General features: G+C 69.9%; 5 protein-coding genes. All 5 read left to right on the top strand.

Annotated elements, in window-relative coordinates; genetic code table 11:
• Positions 1-207 (top strand): hypothetical protein (locus D183_RS27940; RefSeq protein WP_232757223.1); only part of this gene is annotated, 207 nt, incomplete at its 5' end.
• Entirely contained in the window at positions 134-760 is a 627-nt protein-coding gene (locus D183_RS0105910) for a MotA/TolQ/ExbB proton channel family protein (RefSeq protein WP_232757222.1), read from the top strand. The genes D183_RS27940 and D183_RS0105910, both read left to right, overlap by 74 nt.
• Before the next feature lie 4 nt (positions 761-764).
• Positions 765-1202 carry an ExbD/TolR family protein gene (locus tag D183_RS0105905; protein ID WP_010342642.1) on the top strand — a complete coding sequence of 146 codons (438 nt, stop codon included), beginning with the start codon at positions 765-767 and terminating at the stop codon, positions 1200-1202.
• The gene (gene msbA, locus D183_RS0105900) at positions 1199-2971 is read left to right on the top strand and encodes a lipid A export permease/ATP-binding protein MsbA (RefSeq protein ID WP_026143406.1); all 1773 of its coding nucleotides are present in this window, start codon (positions 1199-1201) and stop codon (positions 2969-2971) included. The genes D183_RS0105905 and msbA overlap by 4 nt, the downstream gene beginning before the upstream one ends.
• The coding region (locus D183_RS24100) for a tetraacyldisaccharide 4'-kinase (protein WP_039726282.1) at positions 2968-3233 on the top strand (266 nt) is incomplete at its 3' end. The genes msbA and D183_RS24100, both read left to right, overlap by 4 nt.

Below are 3233 nucleotides of genomic sequence, written 5' to 3'. Positions count from 1 at the left end.
CCCTGGCGGGCGCGGCTGTGGGACGCGGCGGAGCGGGCGCGGGCGGCTGCTATCCTATCGGCCAGTGAACGAACGGCCGAGCGTGCCGGAGGGTTGCGACGTGTGGGAACTGGTCAAGGCCGGTGGCTGGCCGATGGTGCCATTGCTGCTGTTGGGCGTGGTCGCGCTGGCGATCGTCCTGGAGCGGTTCTGGAGCCTGCGCCGTAGCGAGGTGTTGCCGCCGGGACTGGGCCAGGAAGTGCGCAACTGGGCCACGCGCGGCAAGCTCGACCCCACCCACATCGAATCGCTGCGGCGCAATTCGCCGCTGGGCGCGTTGCTCGCGGCCGGCCTGGACGTACGCAACCGTCCGCGCGAGATCGTGCGCGAGCGCATCGAGGACACTGGCCGGCACGTCGTGCACCGCATGGAGCGTTACCTGAACGCGTTGGGCACCATCGCCTCGGCCGGGCCGCTGCTCGGCCTGCTCGGCACCGTGGTCGGCATGATCCAGATGTTCCTCGGCATCCTCGACCATGGCCTGGGCGACGTGAACCAGCTCGCCGGCGGCATCGGCAAGGCGCTGGTGTGCACCGCCACCGGCATGATCATCGCGGTGCCGGCGCTGATCTTCCATCGCCATTTCAAGGGCCGCATCGCCGGTTACGTGATCGAGATGGAGCAGGAAGCCACCGCCCTGACCGACGCGCTCGACGGCCACGGCCGTGCGGTTGCGCCGGCACGCGGCGCCGCGTCGAACGCCGCGTCGGCCAAGGGCTGAGCCGGTGCGGATCCGCGACGACCGTGGCCAGGACGAGCCGCACATCGACCTGGTGCCGTTGATCGACGTCATCCTGGTGCTGATCATCTTCTTCGTCGTGACCACCACCTTCGATGCGCGTTCGACGCTGCAATTGCAGTTGCCCAACGCCAGCGACCGCAACGCGCCGCCGCCGGCGCGCGCGCTGAGCGTGCTGATCAACGCCGACGGGCATTACTTCATCAACGACCAGGAAGTGCTGCGCACCGACGTGGAGTCGGTCAAGCGCAGCATCGCCCAGGTCGCTGGCGACGACCGCGAACAGCCGGTGCTGCTGCGCGCCGACGCGCGCACGCCGTACCAGGCGGTGGTCACCGCGCAGGACGCGCTGGGCCAGCTCGGGTTCCGCCGCATCGCCATCGCCACTGCCCCCGAAGTCAACAGGGACGGAAGCTCCAAGTGAATGTACCCACCGACGTGCCCGTCCAGGATTCGCCCTGGCGGACCTATCGCCGCCTGTTGTCCTATGCCGGCGGCTACCGCGGCCTGCTGTTGATCGCTGCCGTTGGTGCGCTGCTGGAAGCGCTGGCCGGCTCCGGCTTCCTTGCGCTGATGAAGCCGATCACCGACGAGACCTTCATCGCCCGCAACCGCGAGGTGGCGATGTGGCTGCCGTTGCAGATCGTCGGCCTGTTCGTGCTGCGCGGTATCGCCGGCTACGTCACCGACATGTCGATGGGACGCGCGGCGCGGAGCATTTCCCGCGATTTCCGGGTCAACGTGCTGGACAAGTACCTGCGCCTGCCGGGCAGCCGCTTCGATGCCGAGCCGGTGGCGTCGATGCTGGTGCGGCTGGGTTCGGACAGCGAGCAGGTGGCGCAGGCCGCGGTCGACGCGATGAAGGTGATGGTGCAGCAGACCCTGCAGATCGTCGGCGCGCTGGCGGTGATGCTGTGGTACAGCTGGACGGTGACCGTGACCATCCTGCTGGTGGCGCCGCCGCTGGCGTGGGTGATGGACCGCGTAGCCAAGCGCTACCGGCGGGTCAGCCACCGCATCCAGGAGAGCAACGCCGAGCTGATGCAGTCCGCCGAGCAGGCCCTGTCCGGCAACCAGGAGGTCAAGGTCTACGGCGCGCGCGCCAGCGAGATGGAGCGCTACCAGCACCTGGCCGACACCAACCTGCACCTGGCGATGAAGGTCGAATCCACCCGCGGCATCTCCTCGGCCGCGGTGCAGTTGCTGGGCGCGATCGGCTTGGCCGCGCTGCTGCTGATCGCCGGCCACGAGGCGCTGGCCGGGCGCCTGACCGCCGGCGAGTTCGTGTCGCTGATGACCGCGATGATGGCGATCATCCCGGCGCTGAAGAACCTCACCAACGTGCAGAACATGCTGCAGCGGGGCGTCGCTTCGGCGCAGCGGCTGTTCGTGGTGCTGGATGCGCCGGAGGAACAGGACAGCGGTACCCGCCACATCGAGCGCGCGCAGGGCCGGATCGAGTTCCGTGAGGTCACCGCCGCCTATCCGGGGCAGGCGCGGCCGGCGCTGGCCGAGGTCAGCTTCGTCGCCGAACCCGGCACCGTCACCGCCATCGTCGGCCGCTCCGGCAGCGGCAAGTCGAGCCTGGTCAAGCTGATCCCGCGCTTCTACGACCCGCAGTCCGGGCAGATCCTGCTCGACGGCCATCCGCTGCAGGAGTACCGCCTGGAGGATCTGCGCCGGCAGATCGCCCTGGTCGGCCAGCAGGTGATGCTGTTCGATGGCAGCATCGCCGAGAACGTCGCCTACGGCGAGATGCGCGAGGCCGGCCCGGCGCAATTGCAGCAGGCGATCGCCGATGCCAACGCGATGGAGTTCGTCGAGCACCTGCCGGACGGCCTGCAGTCGCAGGTCGGGGCCAAGGGCGGGCGCCTGTCCGGCGGCCAGCGCCAGCGCCTGGCGATCGCCCGCGCCATGCTCAAGGACGCGCCGATCCTGATCCTCGACGAGGCCACCGCCGCGCTGGACAACGAATCCGAGCGGCTGGTGCAGGATGCCTTGCACCGGCTGATGCCTGACCGCACCACGCTGGTCATCGCCCACCGCCTGTCGACCATCGAACACGCTGACCAGGTGCTGGTGATGGACCACGGCCGCATCGTCGAGCGCGGCACCCACCGCGAGCTGCTGGCGCTGGGCGGGGTGTATGCGCACCTGCACAGCATGCAGTTCCGCGAAAGGCAGTTCGGATGAGCGAGCGCGGGCCGCACACCCCCGCCTATTGGTACGGCACGGGTTCGCCGCCGCTGCACGCGCGCGTGCTGACCCCGCTGTACGCGGCGGCGATCGCGCTGCGCCGTGCGCTGTACCGGCGCGGCTGGCGCAAGCGCCACAGCATCGCCGCACCGGTGGTGGTGGTCGGCAACCTCACCGCCGGCGGCACCGGCAAGACGCCGCTGACCATCGCCCTGGTGCAGCGCCTGCGCGACGCTGGCTGGAGCCCGGGCGTGGCCAG

This window comes from Xanthomonas sp. SHU 199 (assembly GCF_000364665.1).
GTDB classification, from domain to species: domain Bacteria; phylum Pseudomonadota; class Gammaproteobacteria; order Xanthomonadales; family Xanthomonadaceae; genus Xanthomonas_A; species Xanthomonas_A sontii.
Note: the sequence above shows the minus strand (reverse complement) of the source record. Positions and strands in the feature narration are given on the sequence as shown.

Excerpts from the sequence above, each read along its gene's own strand:
- D183_RS0105910 (WP_232757222.1), top strand. The coding sequence starts at position 134 with ATGGTGCCATTGCTGCTGTTGGGCGTGGTCGCGCTGGCGATCGTCCTG.